Source organism: Caballeronia sp. LZ033 (genome assembly GCF_031451265.1).
Classification (GTDB): domain Bacteria; phylum Pseudomonadota; class Gammaproteobacteria; order Burkholderiales; family Burkholderiaceae; genus Caballeronia.
Genome location: NZ_JARUXQ010000003.1, coordinates 691,682 through 712,300, shown reverse-complemented (window position 1 = coordinate 712,300; position 20,619 = coordinate 691,682). Strand labels below are relative to the sequence as shown.

Sequence of the window (20,619 nt, the reverse complement as noted above, 5' to 3'; positions counted from 1 at the left end):
CGGTTCCACACGAGCGGCAGCCGTCCCGGCACGGTGAAATCGTGCTGCTGCACCACGACCTCACCCGTGATGCCGTTGACCGGTTCGCCAAAGACCCATCTGGCGACCAGACTGACGAAGTTGCCCCATCGTCCGTTGCCCACGCGATCCTGAATCGCCCTGGACACGTGGCAGGCACGCGAAGGTTTGGACAGGCCATGGGAGAAGGCTGCACGCATCGCCATGCCCGCGAGCGCCGCGATGCTGGGCACGGGCGGTCCACCGACGAGTACGGGGCGGGATGCCGGAATCGGCAGCATCACGGAAGTCGGCAACGATATGCTTCCACGCCGCGTGTGCTCGCTGTTGTGCGACAACGAGAGCATCCCTGCGAACCAGCACGTCAACGCCGGCAGCACCGCATAGGCCATCGGATCGCCATTGGCCTGCACGGTCATGCTGCCGAGGACGGCTTCGCCGTTACCCGCGGGCTTGGGCGCATCGGACCCGGTGAACACGCCGCCAATTGGAAAATGCAGGCCGGGCATATGCATGGTCTGCGTGCCGGCGGTCGAGCGCATCAGGCCATTGATCCAGATCGGACCACCCCCACCGCCGGCGGTCACCGCAACACCCATCGCACCGGCCGCGACTGCCGCCGCGCTCACACTGCGCATCCCAAGCTTGACGATGGCTCCCGCACTCATCGCCACCATGCCCATCGACACCATGCTGCCGACACCTTCCGGCAGCGTCGACAGGTATTCCATCGGATCGAGCACGAAGCCCACATGCGGATGCGGCAGGGGCATGACGACGCCCGCAGGCGTCTGAATCAGATGCACGTCCACGCCGACGACGGGCGTCAGGTGCGTGACCGCCAGCATGCCCATCAGGCTTCTTCCCTGCCGATTGGCTGCTGAACATGGATTTCCGCCATGTTCAGCTTGAGATCGATCCGGTAATGGTCAACCAGAAGGATAAGGTGCCCTGTCCGCATCATGCGCTCGAAGCCTCGTTGATCGAAGCTATCGAGCCTGCTGCATCCAGCCCTGCAACGGAATGATTAAAGTCTGAAAACTCCCAGCCCCTCACCTCCCCCGCTCAAACGCGCCCACCCCCTCCCCACGCTCCCGCGCCCCTTCCTCCGTCCCCACCGAGATAGCCTCGAGCGACCGGTTCTTCGTCTCCGGCCCGAACATCCCGACGATCAACGCCTGCGCCAGCAGCGTCCCGACGATCAGCGTCAGCACGCCCGCGATGCCCGTGCCCGCATACGCCGCCGCCACGGCATAAGGCAACGCGATGCTGACCGCGCGCCCGATGGTATTCGCGAGCCCCGTGCCACGCAGCCGCAAAGCAGTGGGAAACAGCTCCGGCACATAGCTGGCGATCGTGAACGACGACAACACATAAAGACACGCGGTAATCGCAAACCCCAGCACGGCGATCACGAATTCGGATTGCGCGAACGGATAGCCGACGCCGAGCGCCGCGCAGATCAGCGAGAACGCGACGATGCCCCACTTGCGCCCGATGCGCTCCGTCAGCAGAAAGGCAATGAGCGATCCAACCGGTCCGCCCGCGAACATGATGGCCGTCAGCCCGAGCGAACTGGAAATCGTGTGGCCTTCCTTGACGAGAAAAGTCGGGATCCAGCTGACAAACGCGAACTGCGCGACGAACTGCACCACGAGTACGGTGATCGCGCTGATGGTGCGCGCACGCATGCCGGGCGCGAACAGGTCGCGGAGACGGCTGCTCGCCTCAGGCACGCTCTCGCGCGCAACCGGAGACGACACAGAAGGCGACACAGAAGACGTCACCCCGCAAGCAGCCTCGATCGACTCGACCACCGCCAGCGCCTCGCGCTCACGCCCTTTCGACGCCAGCCAGCGCGGTGATTCCGGCATCCGCTTGCGCAGGAACCACGCGACCAGCGCGCCCACGCCGGCAATCGCGAACATCCAGCGCCAGCCGTAATGCGGCACGATCATCCAGCCGAGCAGCGTCGAGAGAAACAGCGACGAGTTGATGATGAGATTGACGATGGTGCCGAAGCGGCCGCGCCACGCAGGCGGAATGAACTCGCTCAGCGTGCCGTAGCCAACCACGATCTCCGCGCCCATCCCGATACCCATCACGAGCCGGAAGAAGATCAGCCAGGTCATCGAGGGCGCGAGCGCCGCCGCAATGGAAGCAAGACCGTAGATCAGCAGATTGAACTGATAGCAGAAGCGTCGTCCGTAGCGGTCGCCCATCACGCCGGACAGCCACGCGCCCGCCATCATGCCGATGAAGGTCACCGAGACGAAGGTCGCGTTGAGTTGCAGCGTGGACTCGCCGCTCTTGATCATCGCGGCGAGCACAGTGCCGGCAATGTAGATATCGAACGAATCGAAATACATGCCCGCTGCAATCAACGCGAGCAACTTCCAGTGATAGCGGGACAGCGGCACGCTGTCGAGGCGTGCGCCGATACGGGTGTCAGCCTGCATGTCGGTCTCCGGAAACGATGTTTGTCAGACGATGGTCAGACGATGACGAGGTTGCGCGGCGCACCGCGCGCGAACGCTTCGAGGTTGCCGGTCAACTGGTCCGCCAGCGCCTGCACGGCCTCCTCGCTGGCCCACGCAACGTGCGGCGTCAGGATGAAGTTCGGCAGGTCGAGCAAGGCGCGGAACGGGTGATCGGCGGCGAGCGGCTCGGACGTCGCGACGTCAAAGCCGGCGCCGGCAATCCGCCCGTCCCGCAGCGCCGGCCCCAGCGCATGCTCGTTGACGAGCCCGCCGCGCGCCGTGTTGATGAGCAGCGGGCGGCGCTCCATCGCGGCGAACTCAGGCGTGTCGATCAGGTTGCGCGTCGCGGGCGTGAGCGGGCAGTGCAGCGTGATGACATCGCTCGTGCGCAGCACCGTGTCGAACGGCGTGTACAGCGAACCCATGCCCTCGCGGCCCTTGTGCGCCGACATCAGCACGCGCATTCCGAGCGCTTGCCCCAGCGCGGCCACCGCGCGACCGAGCGCGCCGTCGCCGATGACGCCGAGCGTCGAACCGGCGAGGTCGCGGATCGGATGATCGAAGAAACAGAACTGGCCGCTCGCTTCCCAGCGGCCCGCGCGCACCGACTCGCGATACGCAACCAGACTGCGCCGCAACGCGAAGATCAGCGCGAAGGTATGTTCGGGCACCGTATGCCGCGCATAGTCGCGAATGTTCGAGACGGCGATGCCGCGCGCCTTGCACGCCTCCAGGTCGATGACGTTCGTGCCGGTCGCCGCCACCGCCACCAGCTTCACGCGCGGCGCGTGTTCGAGCGCGGCCGCGCTGATCGGCGCCTTGTTCGTGATGACGATGTCCGCATCGCGAATGCGTTCGGCCACTTCGTGCGCGGCCGTCGCCGGATACTCGCGCCATGTGTGCGCAAAATCCGGCCGGCGCAGGCGGGTCTGTGGAGCGAGGGTGGCGCGGTCGAGAAAGACGATGTTCATCGATGTCATTGAGGTTCGTGGATCAGGGACGCTCGGTGGCGGCGAGTTCGTTCGCATCGTTTCCGGTCCGGCCGTGCCGGCCGCGCATGGCCCACGCCAGCGCCGCAAGCGCAAAGCAGCCGTATAGCGCGATCAACTGGATGCCCGCGTCGAAATGACCGGTGGCGTCCTTCACGACGCCGATCGCATAGGGCGCGGTGAAGCCCGCGAGATTGCCGAACGAGTTGATCGCGCCGAAGCCGATGGCCGCGACCGCAGGTCCGAGCAGCAACGGCAAGGTGGACCAGAAGATCGCCACCGCCGAGAAGGTGCCGAACGCAGCAAGACAGAGAAAGCCAAGCTTGAGAACCGGAGCGGCTGCAAGCGTCGAGCCGCCCAGTCCGATGACGGCGAGCGCCATCGGCAGCAGCACGTGGAAGCGGCGTTCGTCGTGACGGTCGGAACGTCTGCCCCACCACATCATGCCGAAGCCGGCGATGAAGAACGGGATGGCCGCAACCACGCCGACCATGCTCAGGCTCAGATGAAACTCGCGGACGATCTGCGGCAGGAAGAAGCTCAGTCCGAAGATCGACAGATTGATGCCGAAGTAGGCCAGCGCCAGCGCCACGATCACCGGGTTGCGCACCGCGCTCCAGCCGCCGTGTCGCGCGGCGGGCACGCGGGCGCGTTCGGCGGCGATGGTGTTCGCGAGCCACGCGCGTTCGTCCGGCGCGAGCCACTGCGCCTGCGCGGGCGTATCGCGCAACACGGCGAGCACGGCGAACGCGAGCAGCACGGCGGGCAAGCCCTCCGCGATGAACATCAGTTGCCAGCCGTGCAGGCCGAACACGCCGTCGAGTCCGAGCAGCCAGCCCGACAACAGCGAGCCGAACACATTGGCGAACGGCATCGCGGCCATGAAGACGCTCACGACCCGCGCGCGCCACGCGCCCGGAATCCAGTACGTGAAGTACAGCATGATGCCGGGAAAGAAGCCCGCCTCGGCGATGCCGAGCAGCACGCGCAGCGTGAAGAAGCTCGCCGGTCCCTGCACGAAGGCCATGCAGGCCGACAGCACGCCCCAGGTCAGCATGATCCGCGCAATCCAGCGGCGCGCACCGACCCGTTCGAGAATCAGGTTCGACGGCACCTCGAAAATCACATAGCCGATGAAGAACAGGCCCGCGCCGATGCCGAAGGTCGTCGCCGAAAAGCCGAGCGCACGATTCATCGTCAGCGCGGCGAAGCCGATGTTCACGCGGTCGAGAAACGACACGACGAAGCACACGATCAACAGCGGCACATAACGCCGCAGCACCCGGCGCATGGTGCGGACTTCGAGTTCATCCATGCAGGTCTCCTTGAACATCGTCATGCAGCGTGAACACGCTGGCTATAATGCGTTCAGCCTGGCACGCCCGCGACAGCGCGCATCATCATCGAGCGACCTCCATGCCGAAGACTCCAGCGAACGAGACCGCCGTCCCTTCTTCACGCACCACCTCTTCCGATACCGTCTTCACGCAGATCCGCGCGCGCATTCTCGACAACGCGCTGCGCCCCGGCGCCTACGCCACCGAACAGGAGCTCGCCGAAGCCTTCGGCGTGAGCCGCACGCCGGTTCGCGAGGCGATGGTGCGTCTGCGAGACGAAGGCCTCGTCGAACTCGTTCCGCGTCGCGGCATGCGCGTGTTGCCGGTGTCGGTCGCGGACATGCGCGAGATCTATCAGATCCTCACCAGCCTCGAAGCGACCGCCGCGGAACTCGTCGCCGTGAGCAAGCCCGCCGCGAAGGATCTGCAAGCGCTCGAACGCGCGTGCGTCGCCATGGACCGCGCGCTCGCGAAGGACGACCTCGAAGCCTGGGCCGCCGCCGACGAAGCCTTCCACCTTCATCTCCTCAAGCTGTGCGGCAACGCGCGGCTCGAGCAGATCGTGCGCAAGTACTGGGACCAGATTCATCGCGTGCGTTTCATCACGCTGAAGCTCGGGCCGAAACCGCATGCATCGGCGGGCGAACATCGCGAGATCGTTGCAGCGCTCGCCCGCGCCGATGCCGATACCGCGCAACGCCTGTTTCGCGAACACCGCGCGCGCGGCGTGCAGAAGCAGCTCGCCACGCTCAGGGACTTTCGCCTCGATCAGGTCTGAGCGCGTCCCCCGCCGCCGCATGCTCCGCGATGGCTTCGTCGAGCAAGGGCCACGCCACCGTGAAGCTCTGAATGCCCATCGCGCTGGCCAGCTGCATCACTTCCAGCAGTTCAGCCGCGCTTGCGCCATACCCCAGTGCGTTCTTCATGTGGATGCGCGTACCCGGCGCGAACTGATGCGTCGCCGATACCGCCACCGCGATATACACGAACTCCTTGACCTTCGGCTCCAGCGCGCCCGACAACCACGGCGCCGCCGAAAAATCGATGAAAGCCTTGAAGTACTCCGGATCGAGCGCAAGCAGCGTTTCCCACAGCGGATTCCAGTAGCCGCGCTTGGCCTCGAACTCCGCACGCAACGCGTCGCGGCGTGCGTCGCTGCGTTGCAGTTCGTCGGCCTGATGCGGATCGAGCGCCAGGCATTCGGCGAGGATCGGCACGCCGAGCGTGCACGCATGCACGGCCATCACGCTGACCAGTTGCAGCACCTCCACCAGTTCCTCGCGCGTCGCGCCATGGTCCAGCGCCCGGCGCAAGTGTTCGCGGATGCCGTCCTCGTGCAGATGCGTCATCGCCGCATTGAGCGCGAGACCGATCAGCGCCTTGGTCTTCGGCGCAAGCGGCCCGTGCCGCAGCGGCTTGCCCGCGAAGTCGAGCCACGCGTCGATGAACTCGGGCGCGGCGTCCGCGAGCGCATCGAGCGAGGCGTTCCAGGTCCCGCCCTGCGCGGCAAAATGCCTGATGCGGTCCTTGATGTGCATGTCTCCTCCAGGCTTGGCAGGACATGGCTGCGCCCGGCATCGCCGCAAGCTCAGCGGCCGATGTTCGCGTAGCGCGCCTCTTCCGCGACGGCCTTGTCGAGGCCGACAAACTTGTTGAAATCCTCGAACGAGGTCAGGCGATCCGCCACCGCATTGGTGGATCCTTCGCGCATGAAGATCTCCATCATTTCCTTCACGGCCTTGTGCATCGCGAACATGGGTTCGATCGGGCACAGCGCGTAGTCGAAACCGATCTCGTGCACTTCCTTTAACGACAGGTACGGGCTCTTGCCCGAACGCGCCATGTTGAACAGGATCGGCTTGCCGAGCGGCTTCAGGCGGCGGATCAGTTCGCGCATCTGGTCGATGCTTTCAGGCGCATCGGCATACAGGCCGTCCGCGCCGATCGCGGCATACGATTCGAGCCGCTCGATGGCGTCGTTCAGACCCGTCACCGCGATCGCATCGGTGCGCGCGACGATGAAGAAATTCGGATCCGTGCGCGCGGCCAGCATCGCGGCGAGCTTCTGCTGCATCTCTTCCTTCGGCACCAGCTGCTTGCCCGCGAAGTGACCGCACTTCTTCGGCACCGCCTGATCTTCCAGATGCAGCACCGACGCACCTGCTTCTTCCCACAGCTTGATGGTGCGCTGGCAGTCGAGCACGCCGCCGTAACCGGTGTCGGCATCGGCGAAGACCGGCACCTTGGTCACGCGGCAGATGCGGCGGATGTGATCGAACATTTCCGTCTGCGTGAGCTGGCCCACGTCGGGCTGCCCGGCGACGATGGCGGACGCCGCGAAGCCGCTCACATAGATGGCCTTCGCGCCGGCCTGTTCGGCCAGCATGGCGGTGACGGCGTCGTGTGCGCCCAGGCACACGAACGGCGGGGATTTGAGCAACTCGCGGAATTGGGCGGAACGGTTCAAGGTCTTCTCCCCTGCTTGCGTGAATGACGAGGTTTCATGATATCGATAACTCATCACAGGAAGCAAGGCCTCAAGGTGATTATTTGATATCGATATCACATCAGCACGAATCTTGTTTTATCGTTAATTATCAATAGTTTGAAGGCTCAAATCGGGATGCCTGAGACCAGCGCGAAGGGTATTCCCCTATTCCTCGCAAGCCCTGCTCGCTCAAGATAATGCATGCACAGACCAGGACCAAAACCACCCGGCCGCTCCAGGAGACACACCCATGTCCGACATCGAATCGCGAACCATGCGCCGGGTCACGCGCCGCTTCGTGCCCTTGCTCATCATCTGTTTCGTGATCTCATTCCTCGATCGCGTCAACGTCGGTTTCGCCGCGCTGACCATGAGTGCGGATCTCAAGTTTTCCTCCACCGTGTTTGGCCTGGGTGCAGGACTGTTCTTCATCGGCTACTTCTTCTTCGAGGTGCCGTCGAATCTCGCGCTCGAACGCGTGGGCGCGCGCCGCTGGATCGCGCGCATCATGCTCACGTGGGGCATCCTGTCAGGGGCCACGGCGTTCATTACCGGGCCATGGAGCTACTACATCGTGCGCGTGCTGCTCGGTGCCGCCGAAGCGGGCTTCTTCCCGGGCGTCATCCTGTTCCTGACCTACTGGGTGCCGGAGCGTCATCGCGGCCGCGTGGTGGGCGTGTTCATGGCCGCGATGCCGTTCGCCAGCGTGTTCGGCGCACCTTTGTCCGGATGGCTGCTGAGCCATGACGGCGTCTTCGGCCTGAAGGGCTGGCAACTGATGTTCATCGCCGAAGCACTGCCTTCACTCGTGCTCGCGGCCGTCGTGCTGAAGGTGCTGCGCGATTCCCCCGCGCAAGCCGAATGGCTCGCCGACGACGAACGCGCCTGGCTCGATGCCACGCTCAATGCGGAACGCACGCGCAGCGTCGCGTTCAACGAGCACGGCTTCCTCAACATCGTGAAACGGCCGCTCGTGCTGATGCTGGCGGCCGCTTACTTCGGCATTGTCGGCATCAACTTCGGGCTGAGCTTCTTCCTGCCGCAGATCGTGCGCGAGTTCCATCTGAGTCTGATGCAGGTAGGCATCGTCGCCGCGATTCCGTTTGCCGTCGGCGCATTCGGCATGATGTGGTGGAGCCGGCGCTCGGACCGTCATGGCGAACGCCGCTTCCATGTCTTGCTGCCGATGGCGCTCGGCATTATCGGGCTCGTCGGCTCGACGCTCGTCGCCGTGCCCGCGCTGAAGCTGGCCTTGCTGTGCCTCGCTTCGTTCGGCGTGTTCTCGGCATTGCCGGTCTTCTGGGCGCTGCTGCCCGGCTTGCTCGGGCCGGCGGTCGCGGCCATCGGCTTCGCGGCGATCAACTCGCTCGGCAACCTGTCGGGCTTCGCCGCGCCCTACGTGGTGGGCGTCATCAAGGATGCGACCGGCAGCACGGCGGGCGGATTGCAGGCCATCGGCGCGTATGGCGTGATCGCGTGGCTGATTCTTGCGGTCGTCAGCCGGCACTATCGCCGGGATATGAACACGCAGGACGCCGCGCAGGCGCTTCGCGAGGCGCGCGGCTGACTCTTCTCATCGACCACTCAAACGGAAACCCGCCATGAATGCAGCGCAGCAAGGCACGATCGAAATCGAAAACCGCGGCAGCGTCCGCATCCTCACGATGTGCAGGCCGGACAAGAACAATCGCGTCACGCAAGCCATGGCCGAGCAGGCCGTGCGCGCGTTCGAGGCGGCGCGCATCGACAAGTCGGTGAGCGGCGTCGTGCTCACAGGCCACGGCGAAGTCTTCTGCACCGGCGGCGACTACATGAGCGCGGGCGGCACGAGCGAAGGCCGGCTCGGCTTCGCGCGCGCGTTCAGCGACATGGAACGGGCGATGACGCGCGTCGGCAAGCCGCTGGTCTGCGCGAACAACGGCCACACGCATGCGGGCGGCTTCAGCCTGCTCACCGCGTGCGATCTCGCGGTCACGCACGAAGGCGCGACCTTCGGTCTGCCGGAAATCGCGCACGGACTGTTTCCGTTTCTCGCGCTGGCCATCGTGAAGGACAGTCTGCCGAAGAAGGTGCTGTGGGACATGGTGTATCGCGCGCGGCTGCTGAGCGCGGCGGAGGCGCAGCAGTTCCATCTCGTCAACGAGATCGTGCCGGCGGACAGCGTGCTGGAGCATGCCGTGGAACTGGCGGGCTGCACGGCGCAATGGAATCGCGACATCGTGAGTCTTGGCCGCGATCTCTACTACAACACGCGTTGCAGCAATCCGAACGAGGCGGTCGAGCAGTCGCGCTTTGCGTTGATCGCGGCCTTGAAAGCGATGGACGAAAGCGGCCTCGGTTAAAGCAACCGCGCTCAGGTACTGCCGCGCTGGATCACTTCGAAGCCGACATCGACGCTCGACACCGGCAGCGTCACCCCCTTGGTCCGCGCGACAATCATGCTCGCGCTGCGCACGCCGATCTCATAGCGCGGAAATGCAACCGTGGTGATGGGCGGCACGATGTTCTGCATCAGCTCGTTGTCATCGGATGCGGCCACCGCGATACGTCCCGGCACCGCGATGCCGCGCCGCTGACATTCGAACACGGCGCCGGCGGCGAGCACGTCGCCGGCGAAGAACACGGCCTGCACCGAAGGCTCCTGTTCAACGATACGCGCCAGCGCGCGTGAACCGCTTTCCAGTCCCGGCTCCACTTCCAGCACGAGCCCCGGCGCAATGCCGGCGCCCGCACGCTTGAGTTCCGCGAGAAAGCCGTTGCGTCGCTGACGCAGCCGGTCGCTGCCCGCCACCGCGAGACTCGCGAACGCAAAACGCCGATAGCCCAGTTCGAGCAGATGCCGCGCCATGGCCTTGCCCGCGGCATGATTCGAGTAGCTGACCACCATGTCGATGGGGTCGCCGCTGAGATTGCCGGTCTCCACGCAGGGGATGCCGTTGTTGCGCAGCATGGTGACGGTGCGCGGCGTGTGCTTCGTGTTGTGCAGGATCACGCCGCAGACACGCATCGCGATGTATTCGGCGACGAGCTTCTCTTCTTCGTCGAGATCGAGTCCGCTGTCCGAGATCATCAGATGCAGCCCGTTGCGCGTGAGCACTTCGGAGATGCCCTTGATGGTCTCGGCATAGAGCGCATTGCGCAGGCTCGGCACGACGAGCGCGACCACGGTGGAGCGATTCGACGACAGGCTGCCCGCGATGCGGTTCGGCACATAGCCGCTCGCCTCGATGGCCGCGCGCACGCTCTCCAGCACGTGTGGCGAGACGCTGCCCGGCGAGCGCATGGCGCGCGAGACGGTCATTGTCGATACGCCGGCGAGACGCGCGACGTCTTTCATCGAGGTCGCCTGAGTCGCTCCTTTTCTTCCCACCCTGATCTCGCTCCTGATGCGGCGCGCGACGAGGTCATGCCCGCGCCTGAACCGGCCGCCCTGTGCGCCGTGCGGCCATGTTACTGGATGACGATGCAGGCGTGAATCAGGTCTGCTGCGCGCACAGTTCGAGCGCGTGCCGCCAGTCGGGCGCGGCGAGGCCAAAGGCCGCCGCGAGCTTCGCGTTGGACAAACAAGAGTTGACCGGACGGGGTGCTTTCACCGGATAGGCGCTGGCCGGAATCGGCGTCACGCGCGTCTGCTCCGTCTTGCCCCACACGCGCAGGATCTCGCCGGCGAACTCGCACCAGGACGTGCGCCCGCCGTTGGTGAGGTGATAGAGGCCGCTGAGCGCATCGGCCGAGCCGGGCCGGGTGCGTTCCGCGTAGCCAATCTGGCTCAGCATGCCGGCGCTGAGTTCGGCGATGGTCCGGCTCCAGGTCGGCGCGCCGAACTGGTCCGCGACGATCGTCAGTTCCGGGCGCTGCTCCGCCAGCCGCAGGATGGTGCGCATGAAGTTCGCGCCGCGTGCGCCATAGACCCAGCTCGTGCGCAGGATCAGATACCGGCAGCCGCTTGCCGCAATCGCCTGTTCCCCGGCGAGCTTGGTTTCGCCATAGACGTTGAGCGGAGCGACAGCGTCGGATTCCACATAGGGCGTGTCCTTCGCGCCGTCGAAAACGTAGTCCGTCGAGTAATGCACGAGCCAGGCATTCGTGCGGGCGCATTCCTCGGCGAGCGTCGCGGGCAAGGCCGCATTGAGATGGTGGGCTTCGTCGCGCTCGTCTTCCGCGCGATCCACCGCCGTATAGGCCGCGGGATTCACGACGACCGCCGGCCGCAGCTCGCGCAGCACGCTGCGCACGCGCTCGAGATCGCGCAGGTCGAGCGCCTGGCGATCCAGCGCCACCACGCGTCCCAAACCCTGCAAGGTCCGCGCGAGTTCAAACCCGACCTGACCGTTCACGCCGGTCAGCAGGATGGCGGGCAAGGCGGGCGCGCTCATGCGTAGCAATCCGCTTCGGCGAGGCGCTTGCCGTCGCGGTCTTTCGCGGCGAGCATCGGCTCGAAGTCGATGGGCCATTCGATGCCGATGGTCTCGTCGTTCCAGACGAGGCTGCGCTCGTGTTCCGGATACCAGTAGTCGGTGGTCTTGTAGAGAAACTGGGCCGACTCCGACAGCACCACGAAACCATGCGCAAACCCCGGCGGCACCCACAATTGCCGATGGTTCGCTTCCGAGAGCGTCACGCCCACCCATTTGCCGAAATTCGGCGAATGCTTGCGGATATCGACGGCGACATCGAACACTTCGCCTTCCACCACGCGCACGAGCTTGCCCTGCGCGTGCTCGATCTGATAATGCAGGCCGCGCAGCACGCCGCGAGCCGAGCGCGAGTGATTGTCCTGCACGAACTCGACGCCGGGCGCCACGAGCTCGCCAAATTCGCGGGCGTTGAAGCTTTCGTAGAAGAAGCCGCGTGCGTCACCGAAGACCTTCGGCTCGATGATCTTGACTTCGGGCAATGCCGTGGCGGTTACGCTGATGGCCATGCGACTTGGTCCTTCGGTAGGTTGAGCAGATATTGTCCGTACGCGTTCTTCGCGAGCGGCCGGGCGAGTGCGAGCAAGGCTTCCTCGTCAATCCAGCGGCGACGGAAGGCAATCTCTTCCGGACATGCCACCACCAGCGCCTGCCGCTTCTGCAACGTGGCGATGAACGTGGCGGCTTCGATCAGCGAATCATGCGTGCCGGTGTCGAGCCAGGCGTGGCCGCGCCCCATGATCTGCACGGTGAGCTTGCCGTCGTTCAAGTAGCACGAGTTGACGTCGGTGATTTCGAGTTCGCCGCGCGCCGAAGGCTTGATGTCCGCCGCGATGTTGCACACGCTGTTGTCGTAGAAGTACAGGCCCGTCACCGCATAGTTGGAGCGCGGCTTTTCGGGCTTTTCTTCGATCGACAGCGCGCGGAACTCGCGATCGAATTCCACCACGCCGTAACGTTCGGGATCATGCACGTGATAGGCGAACACCGTGGCGCCTTCCGTGCGCGCATTCGCGCTTTCCAGCAGCTTGGCGAGATCGTGCCCGTAGAAGATGTTGTCGCCGAGGATCAGCGCGCAGGGATCGTTGCCGATGAACTCGCGGCCGATCAGGAACGCCTGCGCCAGCCCGTCGGGCGAAGGCTGCACCGCGTACTGGATGTTCATGCCCCACTGGCTGCCGTCGCCGAGCATCGTCTCGAAACGCGACGTGTCCTGTGGCGTGGAGATGATCAGCACGTCCCGGATGCCCGCGATCATCAGCGTCGACAGCGGGTAGTAGATCATCGGCTTGTCGTACACGGGCAGCAGCTGCTTCGAGACGACGTGCGTGATCGGATAGAGCCGGGTGCCCGATCCGCCCGCGAGAATGATGCCTTTGCGCGCCATCGTCAGTTCCCTCACGCGCGCTGCGCGTAGTTGGTTTCCACCCATTTCCGGTACTCGCCGGAAGCGACTTCGTCGGACCACACCTGGTTGTCCAGATACCACTGCACCGTCTTCGCGAGGCCGGTCTCGAAGGTCTCCGCAGGCTTCCAGCCGAGTTCGCGTTCGAGCTTGCGCGCGTCGATGGCATAGCGCCGGTCATGGCCCGGGCGATCCTTCACATAGGTGATCTGGTCGCGATACGAACCGCCCGACTTGGGCCGCGCCCGGTCGAGCAGGTCGCACAGCGTATGCACGACATCGAGATTCTTCTTCTCGTTCCAGCCGCCGACGTTATACGTTTCGCCCGGCACGCCGCGCGCAAGCACTTCACGGATCGCCGCGCAGTGGTCGCCCACGTACAGCCAATCGCGCACGTTCTGGCCGTCGCCATACACCGGCAACGGCTTGCCGCCGAGCGCATTGGCGATCATCAACGGAATCAGCTTCTCGGGGAACTGGAACGGACCGTAGTTGTTCGAGCAGTTGGTCGTGAGCACCGGCAGGCCGTAGGTGTGATGATACGCGCGCACCAGATGGTCCGACCCCGCCTTCGTGGCCGAGTACGGACTGTTCGGCGCATACGGCGTGGTCTCGGAGAACTGCGGGTCCGTGGCCGAGAGCGAACCGAAGACTTCGTCGGTCGAGACGTGCAGGAAACGGAAGGCCTGCTTGTCGGCTTCGGGCAGCTTGCTCCAGTACAGGCGCGCCGCTTCGAGCAAGGTGAAGGTGCCGACCACATTGGTCTGCACGAAATCGGCGGGCCCGTGAATCGAGCGATCCACGTGACTCTCCGCCGCGAAATGCAGGATGGCGCGCGGCGTGTGCCGGGCCAGCAGCTCGTCGATGGCCGCGCGATCGCAGATATCCGCGCGCGCGAACACGTGACGGGTGTCGTTCCAGAGGGATTCGAGCGTCTTGAGATTGCCGGCGTACGTCAGCTTGTCGACGTTCAGCACGGGCTCATCCGTCTGCGCGAGCCAGTCGACAACGAAATTGGCGCCGATGAATCCCGCGCCGCCCGTGACCAGAATCATGATGCCCTCTCTTCTTCCACTAGCTTCTGTTTGAACTGCCATGCCATGCACGCCTTGCGCTTTCCGCCTAGCGGAGCACCGTTCTGGCGCGCTGGATTATATGTTACCGCGCACCGTGCGACGGACGCTTGTCCTGGTCCGCGCAGCATCAGTTCGCGGGAATCTGCACGTGTCCGTTCTCGAGCACCAGCGTAACGTCGCATGCGGGCGCTTCCGGCCCGGACGCGAGCCTGAAGATCTTGTTGTGATTCACGAACACGGTATAGGCCGTGCCGAAGCCCGAGAACCACCATTCGCCTGGAATATCCCAGGTCTTTACGCCCGATGTATTGACCGTCGCCTGGCTCGGACGGAAGCAATACACCGAGACTTGCGGATGAGCGCGGTCGTAGTTGCGCAGCGCTTCGACGTCCGCACGCACGGTCGCGCCATAAGGCTCGCGGCTGAAATAGGCGATCGGTTCGCGGAACGCCGCGCCGAAGATGAACAGCAGCGCCGCCACCCCGATCCAGCGTGCAAGATTCACACCCCGCGCCGGCAGCAGCTCGTGCAGCGCGCACAGGACGGCCATCAGGAAGAACAGTTGCGCGAGTTCGCCGTACTGCGTGTAGTGCTGGTGAACCAGGAACGCGAAAGGCAGGAAGAACGCGAACGAGGCCAGGAACAGCCATGCCGTGAGCAGCCTGCCTTTGGCCCATGAACTCGCCGCACCCGCGACCACCACGATCACCCACACGACGCGCGACGCGTTGCCGTAGAAATAGTAGGCGGCGTTCTCCCAGAGAACCGAAAGCTTGTACGACGTGGCATACACATCCGACTGCTGCGCCTTCAGCTTCAGAAAGAACACGACGAACAATGCGATGCCCACCAGCGGCACCACATAGTTGCGCCAGTCCCGCCGGTGCTTCGCATCCGTGGCGAGCATCCAGACGGGCAGGCTGACCGCCATGCACATGAAGATGTTCGACATGTAGCCAAGCATCAGGACGACCAGCAGCGCGAGGACGGTGCCGAAGCGCGTGCGGCCATCGGCGGACGGCGTATGGCTGATGAACAGGTAGACGAACAGCATCACGAACAGATGGCCGATCAGATGCTGCGAGTTCGACAGCCACACGTAAGAAGCGGCGGTCGCGGGCAATGCGTAGTAGAACAGGCCCGCGACGACGCCCGCGAACCGGTCATGACCGCGCGTGACGATCAGCCCGGCCAGCACGCTGGTCACGCCGATGCAGAAGAGATTGAAGAGATAGAAATACAGCGCGTCCAGTGCGAAGAGCTGCTGGCCGTAGTGCCAGTAGACGTTGCGCGTGATGAAGCGGCCGAAGTTGGTGAAGCGCCACATCTCCGGGAGCTTGACCACTGCTGCATAACGCTCGAGGAAGCCAAAGTCGTCCTGGAAGAACCAGGCGGCGTGTGCGTATGACACATAGAACGCCGTCATGAAGAAAGCAACGAACGCGACGGCGATCATCAAGGGCAAGTTGACGCGCCCTTCTCCCGAGGCCGTGCGGGACCAGACCTGCATGTTTAAAACTCCGTTCTGATGACTGGCGCGTCAGCGCGCGCCGGATGTGCGCGGGCGTGCGCCGTTCCCGAAAAAGGAATGGCTGAACGCCCGCGAAAGACATGAATCAAGCGCCAGGCCGGCGCGCGCGGTGCCGGCCTCCGGCAGGTTGCACAAGCGGCCGAGCCGCCTCGAACCCGCGCTATGCGCGATCAGACCGCCGCCCCCTCGACCCTGGACCGCTCGCGCGACTTGTGCGGCATCCACGTGCCCCACTTCGCCTCATAGACCGCGCGGTTCGTCGCGAGCAAGGCGAGCTTTCGCTCCTCGCCGAGCTTGTTGAAGGACGCGGAGAGATAGTGATGCACGAACACGTCTTCCGCGCAGGCCACACGCAGCCCCGCCGATTCCACCAGCCGGCAATAGTCGTCGTCTTCATAAAAGCCGATGCCGTAGTCCTCGCTGATCGGCCCGCAACGCTCATACGTGCTGCGCGGCATCATCACGCAGAAGAACGCGGCCACGCTCAGTTCGAACCACTCGCCCCGGTAAGGCTCCGTGAGCGAACGGGCTTCGATGTGCATCTCGTCGATGCCGCGATAGTGCGTCGTCAGGCGCGCCTCGTTGCCGATATTGTTGGTCACCGGCCCGATGATCCCGATCTCCGGATGGTGGCGCAGATGATTGACGAGCCGCCGTGCCCAGCCGCGCGTGACGACCGTATCGTTGTTCAGGATCGTGAGGTAGTCGCCCGTCGCCGCGGCCAGCCCGACGTTGTTGCCGCCCGCGAAGCCGAGGTTCTTGTCGTTCAGGATCAGCTTGACGTTCGAGTGCGCCGCGGCCCACGCGGTCAGGTAGGCGCGCGAGCCGTCGCTGGAGGCGTTGTCGACCGCGACGATCTCCAGATCCACGCCGGCCGTGTTGCGCACCAGACTCTCGAGACAGTCCATCGTCAGATGGATGTTGTTGTAGGTCAGCACGATGGCGCTCACCGTGGGGCGCGGCAGGGTTTCCACGGCGCGGCGGATGTCGTTGACGCGATGCGCCCAGGTCTGTCCCGCGGAGAAGGCCTTGCGGCGCGCGACGACCGCCTTCGAATCAGGCAACGCCGCCAGCGCGGCGCGCAGCTGATCGACGAAACCGTCGTAGGTAGTCGCCGTGCGCACCAGTTCGCCGAACTGCGCCATTTCCGGCAGATCCACCGACACCACCGGCCGCCCTGCCGCCAGGTATTCGTAGATCTTGACGGGGTTGGTCGCCAGCGTGAGCGGGATCACCTGGAACGGCATCATGCAGACATCGAAGGCGTACAGGTAGTACGGCAGCTCGGTATAACGCACCTCGCCCGTCATCTGCACGTTGTCGTAGCCCGCGAGACGCTCGCGCACGCCAGCCGTGTCCGCGCCGACCAGCAGGACGAGTGCATCCGGGAAGGACTCGGCGACTTGCGCGACCAGATCCGCGTCGAACCAGTCGGCGATCGCACCGTAGTAGCCGATGATCCGCCGGCCTTGGGGATCGACGAAGCGTTCGGCGGGCGCGTTGCAGAAGTCGCTGTACTGGCAGGCATTGCGGATTACCGCCACGCGCGGATTGCGTTCGCGCGCTTCCTTCTCCAGGAACGACGAGGTGGCGATCAGCAGGTCCGCGTTGTGCATCAGCCGGTTCTCGACCTCGATCAGTTCCGGCGAGACATTGCCGAAGCCTTCATGGTGATCCATGCAGTCGTACAGCAGGTCGTCGGATTGCAGGCTCGTCGCGAGCGGATACCAGAAGGCATGCTGGATGATCGACCACGAATGATCGGTGCCGGTCCACTCCGTGAACAGCCGCATGCCCGTGCGCATCTGGTTGAGCGCGTCTTCGTCGGGCGGCGAGAAGTAGATCTGCGGCGCGCCCTTGACCTTCAGCTTGATCTGGAAGAGCGGCAAGGCTTCGTCCAGCCGTTCGACCGAGAAACCCGGCTCGTCCGCATCCTCGAAATAGTTCGTGAAGAAGAACACCCGATGGCCCGCCTGCGCGAGTTCGCGCGACAGATGCTGCGGGCGCTGAATCCGGAAGTGCCAGTCGATGATGCTGAAGACGAAGACGTCGGCCTGGGCGTCGGGACGTTGTCTCGGCAGCTTCGGCGGAATCACGGTGACCGGCGTCACGGCTTCCGCGACCACCGGAGCAGCGGCTTCAACCGGCGCGGCCGATGCAACCGGCGCAGGCGCCGCGTCCGCACCGGCACGCCGCCGCAGATGCTTCGGCACATAGGCGAACATGCGCTGCGCCGTGTCCAGCACGCCGCCGTGCGTGTAGGCGTAATTGACGTCGCTCATGCGGCGGCGCAGCCACACCTGCACCTGACGCGCCAATGAAGTCCAGCGCCAGCTACGGCTCTTGTGGATCAGGTTCAGTTCGCTCTGCAGCGTGTGCTCGCGTTGCCGCAGATAGTGAATGTAGTCGGTCAGCTCGTTCGCGACCGTGGCCGCGCGCTGAGCGGCGGCATCCAGCTCCTTCAGGTTGTCCCGATGCATGCGCTCGAAAGCGCCGATCTGGGCCCCGTGTTCTTCGGTAGCCGTCTGAAGCCGCTCGCGCAGCACGTCGCAGCGCTGCGTGAGCGTGGCCAGATGCGTCGCCGCATGCGCCACGCCAAGCTGTGCATCGCGCGCCTCGGCTTTCACGGCGTCCAGCTGCGCCACCGCTTCCTCCGCGCGGGCCTTGTCGGCGGCGGACTGCGCCTCGACCTCGCGCATGCGCTGCTGTTCCGCGCGCAGTTCGGCAAGGGTATGGTCCGCGCTGGCCGAGCCGTTGATGCGCGCATCGGACATCGTCATCTGCAGCGCGGCGACCTCCTCGTTGCGCGCATAGATCAGCAGGATCTGGAAGCCCGGCCAGAAGCTCGGCTCGTGCAGACGCGTATCCGCGACCGACTCGTACACGAGCGTCCAGCCGGCCTTCGGCGCGAGCGGAATGTTCGGCGCATCGAACGTCACTTCGTGCTCGGAATGACGGTCGAACTCACGGTAAGGCAGCAGCAGCACGACATACTTCGTCGCGTAGTTCGAAATGGCGTCGAACACGTCCCAGGGACGCGCGAAGTGCTCGAGCGTATTCGACGAGAACATGACGTCGAACGCCGGACGATCCGGGCGATCCAGCAGGTTCTCGTGCGAGAAACGCGCACTGTGGTACATCGTGTTCGCGCTCTCGATGGCGGGCTGCGAGAAGTCGATGCCCGTCATGTCCCACGCCAGCACCTGCGCGAGCACGTCCGTGCCGTCGCCTTCCGCGCAACCGAAATCGCATACGCGCAGCTTCTCGTGCCGGACCTTCTGCACGAACCAGGCAGGCAGCGCCTCTACCGCGACGCGCGCGAAAAAGCGGCTCTGCTCGCGGCCGCCGAGCTTGTCCCAGTCGGTTTCGAAACGCTTGTCCCAGTACTCGTTGCTGTTGATGCCGTTTTGATCGCTCATGCGTAGACTCGCCGTCCGGATTGCGCTTCCATGACCTGTTCGACGTCGGCGACGAAGGTGCCATACACCCTGTGCTCGGTCATCGACGTGAAGTAATGCGCGCCTTCTATGTATTCGTAGTATTGCGGCAGGACGCTGGCGCGATCTTCGAGCGCCACCGCCAGCAGGTAATTGCCTGCGTTGAGCCGGTTGGTCAGCTTGAAGCGCACCAGCACCGTCTCGCCGGCCTGCGTGAAGTCCATCGAGCCCTGGTCCCACGTGGTGGAAACGATCAGGTCCGTGCCGCGCAGGTCCTTCAGCGAGAACGCGACGCTCATGGTCGAGCGGTCCGCCGTCGCGGGCGGCGTCACGCGCACGCGAATCTCCATCTCGTCGAGCGCGTTGACCGTGGAGAGCCGCTCGCCGTTCGCGTGGTACATGCCCACGCCGGTAATGCAGCCGACATGACTGCCCCAATGGTTGATCGGCCGATGCTTGGCCATCAGCCCGACTGCGCTGTCCTGCTCGGGTTCGGGTTCGGGTTCGGGCTCGGTGGCTTGCGTTTCGGCTTGTGCGTCGGCTTCTGCTTGAGCAGGCGTGCCGTCCGCTGCCGCAGTGGCCTCGGCTTCGCCTTCAGCCTCGGGCTCGCCGGCGGGCGCCTCGTGCGTCAGCTTCGGCGTCGGCGTCTCCTCGTCGTCCTTCTCGAACAGGAACTGGTTGTACTGCGCCGTGACCGAGAACGCGTCGCCGTACATGCGCACCTTGCCGTGATCCAGCCACAGCGCGTGCTCGCAGAGCGTGCGCACCGCGCCGACGTCATGCGAGACGAACAGGATGGTGACGCCGTCCTTCTGCATCGCCTTGATGCGGTTCAGACACTTGGCCTGGAAGCGCGAATCGCCGACGGCCAGCGCTTCGTCCACGATCAGGATCTGCGGATCGACGTGAATGGCCACGGCGAAAGCAAGCCGCACGTACATGCCGCTGGAATAGGTCTTGACCGGCTGGTCGATGAACTCGCCGATTTCGGCGAATGCCTCGATATCCGCAAAACGCGTATCGATCTGCTCACGCGACAGCCCGAGCACCGCGCCGTTCACATAGACGTTCTCGCGGCCGGTGAACTCGATGTTGAACCCCGCGCCCAGTTCGAGCAGCGCCGCAATGCGGCCATTCACCTCTACGCTGCCGGACGTGCCGGTGAGCGTGCCACACAAGATCTGCAGCAGCGTGGATTTGCCCGAACCATTGCGGCCGATGATGGCGACCGTATCGCCCCGCCCGATCTTCAGGTCGACATTGTCCAGCGCCCAGAATTCGCTCCAGCCTTTCTTGCGCTTCGGCATGACGAGATGCTTCAGCCGTTCGAGCGGCGTCTCGTAGACGGCGAAACGCTTGGAAAGGCTCTCGACACGAATGGCGATCTCGTCCTGCCTGTCAGGATGGGGGCGATTCATGCCCGGATCAGAAAACATCGCCATT

General features: G+C 64.6%; 18 protein-coding genes. 4 read left to right on the top strand and 14 right to left on the bottom strand.

Annotated elements, in window-relative coordinates; all coding sequences use genetic code 11:
- On the bottom strand, positions 1-872 hold an 872-nt coding region (locus QCE62_RS24425), incomplete at its 3' end, for a DUF6531 domain-containing protein (protein WP_309924071.1).
- A 32-nt stretch (positions 873-904) separates the two neighbouring features.
- On the opposite strand from QCE62_RS24425, the gene QCE62_RS24420 reads away from it, so the two are divergent.
- The gene (locus QCE62_RS24420; protein ID WP_309924069.1) at positions 905-1,045 is read left to right on the top strand and encodes a hypothetical protein; all 141 of its coding nucleotides are present in this window, start codon (positions 905-907) and stop codon (positions 1,043-1,045) included.
- A gap of 25 nt (positions 1,046-1,070) precedes the next feature.
- Here QCE62_RS24420 and QCE62_RS24415 read toward each other — a convergent pair whose 3' ends face one another.
- Genes QCE62_RS24415 through QCE62_RS24405 form a run of 3 tightly spaced genes read right to left on the bottom strand, consistent with a single transcriptional unit; the run spans position 1,071 to position 4,802 of the window.
- Positions 1,071-2,477 carry an MFS transporter gene (locus tag QCE62_RS24415; protein WP_309924066.1) on the bottom strand — a complete coding sequence of 469 codons (1,407 nt, stop codon included), beginning with the start codon at positions 2,475-2,477 and terminating at the stop codon, positions 1,071-1,073.
- A 35-nt stretch (positions 2,478-2,512) separates the two neighbouring features.
- Positions 2,513-3,469, bottom strand: coding sequence for a D-2-hydroxyacid dehydrogenase (locus tag QCE62_RS24410; protein ID WP_309925276.1), 957 nt, complete (start codon positions 3,467-3,469; stop codon positions 2,513-2,515).
- Between the two features lie 22 nt (positions 3,470-3,491).
- Positions 3,492-4,802: an MFS transporter gene (locus QCE62_RS24405; protein ID WP_309924064.1), complete on the bottom strand. Its 1,311-nt coding sequence runs from the start codon at positions 4,800-4,802 to the stop codon at positions 3,492-3,494.
- A gap of 101 nt (positions 4,803-4,903) precedes the next feature.
- Here QCE62_RS24405 and QCE62_RS24400 point away from each other — a divergent pair, with 101 nt between their 5' ends.
- Positions 4,904-5,602 (top strand): GntR family transcriptional regulator, encoded by a 699-nt coding sequence (locus QCE62_RS24400; RefSeq protein ID WP_309924062.1) that lies wholly within the window; start codon positions 4,904-4,906, stop codon positions 5,600-5,602.
- Here QCE62_RS24400 and QCE62_RS24395 read toward each other — a convergent pair.
- Positions 5,574-6,362, bottom strand: a complete 789-nt coding sequence (locus QCE62_RS24395; protein WP_309924060.1) for a carboxymuconolactone decarboxylase family protein — start codon at positions 6,360-6,362, stop codon at positions 5,574-5,576. The genes QCE62_RS24400 and QCE62_RS24395 overlap by 29 nt on opposite strands.
- A 50-nt stretch (positions 6,363-6,412) precedes the next feature.
- Positions 6,413-7,291, bottom strand: coding sequence for an isocitrate lyase/PEP mutase family protein (locus QCE62_RS24390; RefSeq protein ID WP_309836317.1), 879 nt, complete (start codon positions 7,289-7,291; stop codon positions 6,413-6,415).
- Positions 7,292-7,562: 271 nt separating this feature from the next.
- Between QCE62_RS24390 and QCE62_RS24385 the strand changes: the two genes are divergently transcribed.
- Entirely contained in the window at positions 7,563-8,879 is a 1,317-nt protein-coding gene (locus tag QCE62_RS24385; RefSeq protein WP_309924059.1) for an MFS transporter, read from the top strand.
- A gap of 34 nt (positions 8,880-8,913) precedes the next feature.
- Positions 8,914-9,654 (top strand): enoyl-CoA hydratase/isomerase family protein, encoded by a 741-nt coding sequence (locus tag QCE62_RS24380; RefSeq protein WP_309924057.1) that lies wholly within the window; start codon positions 8,914-8,916, stop codon positions 9,652-9,654.
- Positions 9,655-9,665: 11 nt separating this feature from the next.
- On the opposite strand, the gene QCE62_RS24375 is transcribed toward QCE62_RS24380, so the two are convergent.
- The 8 genes from QCE62_RS24375 to QCE62_RS24340 form a co-directional block, all read right to left on the bottom strand.
- Positions 9,666-10,649, bottom strand: a complete 984-nt coding sequence (locus tag QCE62_RS24375; RefSeq protein WP_309924055.1) for a LacI family DNA-binding transcriptional regulator — start codon at positions 10,647-10,649, stop codon at positions 9,666-9,668.
- Positions 10,650-10,788: 139 nt separating this feature from the next.
- A complete protein-coding gene (gene rfbD, locus QCE62_RS24370) occupies positions 10,789-11,688 on the bottom strand; it encodes a dTDP-4-dehydrorhamnose reductase (protein WP_309924052.1) in 900 nt (299 codons plus the stop codon).
- A complete protein-coding gene (rfbC, locus tag QCE62_RS24365; protein WP_309816372.1) occupies positions 11,685-12,236 on the bottom strand; it encodes a dTDP-4-dehydrorhamnose 3,5-epimerase in 552 nt (183 codons plus the stop codon). The genes rfbD and rfbC overlap by 4 nt, the downstream gene beginning before the upstream one ends.
- Positions 12,221-13,114, bottom strand: coding sequence for a glucose-1-phosphate thymidylyltransferase RfbA (gene rfbA / locus QCE62_RS24360; protein WP_309924050.1), 894 nt, complete (start codon positions 13,112-13,114; stop codon positions 12,221-12,223). Before rfbA ends, rfbC begins: the two co-directional genes overlap by 16 nt.
- A gap of 11 nt (positions 13,115-13,125) precedes the next feature.
- Positions 13,126-14,187, bottom strand: coding sequence for a dTDP-glucose 4,6-dehydratase (gene rfbB, locus QCE62_RS24355; RefSeq protein WP_309924048.1), 1,062 nt, complete (start codon positions 14,185-14,187; stop codon positions 13,126-13,128).
- Between the two features lie 148 nt (positions 14,188-14,335).
- Entirely contained in the window at positions 14,336-15,718 is a 1,383-nt protein-coding gene (locus QCE62_RS24350; protein WP_309924045.1) for a hypothetical protein, read from the bottom strand.
- Between the two features lie 191 nt (positions 15,719-15,909).
- Complete coding sequence (locus QCE62_RS24345) at positions 15,910-19,158, bottom strand: glycosyltransferase (RefSeq protein WP_309924043.1); 3,249 nt, start codon at positions 19,156-19,158, stop codon at positions 15,910-15,912.
- Entirely contained in the window at positions 19,155-20,594 is a 1,440-nt protein-coding gene (locus QCE62_RS24340) for an ABC transporter ATP-binding protein (protein WP_309924041.1), read from the bottom strand. The genes QCE62_RS24345 and QCE62_RS24340 overlap by 4 nt, the downstream gene beginning before the upstream one ends.
- Between the last annotated feature and the right edge of the window lie 25 nt (positions 20,595-20,619).

Bases quoted from the DNA above. Each gene is read 5' to 3' on its own strand.
- QCE62_RS24345 (WP_309924043.1), bottom strand. From the start codon at position 19,158: ATGAGCGATCAAAACGGCATCAACAGCAACGAGTACTGGGACAAGCGT.
- QCE62_RS24405 (WP_309924064.1), bottom strand. From the start codon at position 4,802: ATGGATGAACTCGAAGTCCGCACCATGCGCCGGGTGCTGCGGCGTTAT.
- QCE62_RS24340 (WP_309924041.1), bottom strand. From the start codon at position 20,594: ATGAATCGCCCCCATCCTGACAGGCAGGACGAGATCGCCATTCGTGTC.
- rfbD (WP_309924052.1), bottom strand. From the start codon at position 11,688: ATGAGCGCGCCCGCCTTGCCCGCCATCCTGCTGACCGGCGTGAACGGT.
- QCE62_RS24400 (WP_309924062.1), top strand. From the start codon at position 4,904: ATGCCGAAGACTCCAGCGAACGAGACCGCCGTCCCTTCTTCACGCACC.
- QCE62_RS24350 (WP_309924045.1), bottom strand. From the start codon at position 15,718: ATGCAGGTCTGGTCCCGCACGGCCTCGGGAGAAGGGCGCGTCAACTTG.
- QCE62_RS24410 (WP_309925276.1), bottom strand. From the start codon at position 3,469: ATGAACATCGTCTTTCTCGACCGCGCCACCCTCGCTCCACAGACCCGC.
- QCE62_RS24385 (WP_309924059.1), top strand. From the start codon at position 7,563: ATGTCCGACATCGAATCGCGAACCATGCGCCGGGTCACGCGCCGCTTC.
- QCE62_RS24420 (WP_309924069.1), top strand. From the start codon at position 905: ATGGATTTCCGCCATGTTCAGCTTGAGATCGATCCGGTAATGGTCAAC.
- QCE62_RS24380 (WP_309924057.1), top strand. From the start codon at position 8,914: ATGAATGCAGCGCAGCAAGGCACGATCGAAATCGAAAACCGCGGCAGC.
- QCE62_RS24375 (WP_309924055.1), bottom strand. From the start codon at position 10,649: ATGAAAGACGTCGCGCGTCTCGCCGGCGTATCGACAATGACCGTCTCG.
- QCE62_RS24415 (WP_309924066.1), bottom strand. From the start codon at position 2,477: ATGCAGGCTGACACCCGTATCGGCGCACGCCTCGACAGCGTGCCGCTG.
- rfbB (WP_309924048.1), bottom strand. From the start codon at position 14,187: ATGATTCTGGTCACGGGCGGCGCGGGATTCATCGGCGCCAATTTCGTT.
- rfbA (WP_309924050.1), bottom strand. From the start codon at position 13,114: ATGGCGCGCAAAGGCATCATTCTCGCGGGCGGATCGGGCACCCGGCTC.
- rfbC (WP_309816372.1), bottom strand. From the start codon at position 12,236: ATGGCCATCAGCGTAACCGCCACGGCATTGCCCGAAGTCAAGATCATC.
- QCE62_RS24395 (WP_309924060.1), bottom strand. From the start codon at position 6,362: ATGCACATCAAGGACCGCATCAGGCATTTTGCCGCGCAGGGCGGGACC.